The 701-nt window shown below is 56.5% G+C and carries 1 pseudogene; it reads left to right on the top strand.

What is annotated here, in order from left to right:
* Window positions 1-152: 152 nt before the first annotated feature.
* Window positions 153-701 (top strand): annotated as a pseudogene (locus tag QP995_RS10805) (IS256-like element IS3503 family transposase); the annotation flags it as partial.

Raw genomic sequence — 701 nt, 5'->3', positions numbered from 1 at the left:
GGGTTAAGTAAAGAAAAGTGTGTCCGCATGCCACCATAACCCCAGACCACACACCACAAATCACCAAAGAATAGCTCCCCGAAAGCTATTACCCACACCATCCCGCACCTCCGGCCACATTTGTGCTAACCGCACACCGGTTGGATTAAAGGATGACCACCAACCGCCCCAGCTGCCCACTATGCGGCAACAACACAAAGAAAAACGGCACCACCAGCAAATCAACCACCCGTTGGCGCTGCACCCACTGCGGACACTCCTTTACCCGCAACACCCAAACCCACAACAAAAACACCGCCACCATGGCTTTGTTCATCCAATGGGCCACCGGCACCCAATCTCTAACCACCTTCGCCGCACACCATGGCGTAACCAGGCAAACCATGCACCACCGATTCCGATGGTGCTGGTGGATCATCCCCACACCCACCATCGACTCATTCCGCATCCATGACCAAATCTTCCTCGACGCGACCTATCTAAAGTCCGGATGCCTCCTGATCGCAGCCAGTAAAACCCACGTCATCAACTGGACCTGGGCCAGACACGAAACCACCGCCGCCTACACCGAACTCCTACGCCCCATTGCCGCACCACTAATCGCAGTCACAGACGGCGGACAAGGTGCCCAATCAGCCATCCACCACTGCTGGCCAACAACACGCATCCAACGCTGCCTCGTCCACGCCCAACGAACAGTC

The sequence above is a fragment of the Corynebacterium sp. MSK032 genome, assembly GCF_030232065.1.
GTDB classification, from domain to species: domain Bacteria; phylum Actinomycetota; class Actinomycetes; order Mycobacteriales; family Mycobacteriaceae; genus Corynebacterium; species Corynebacterium jeikeium_D.
This window is presented reverse-complemented; position numbering and strand designations above follow the sequence as displayed.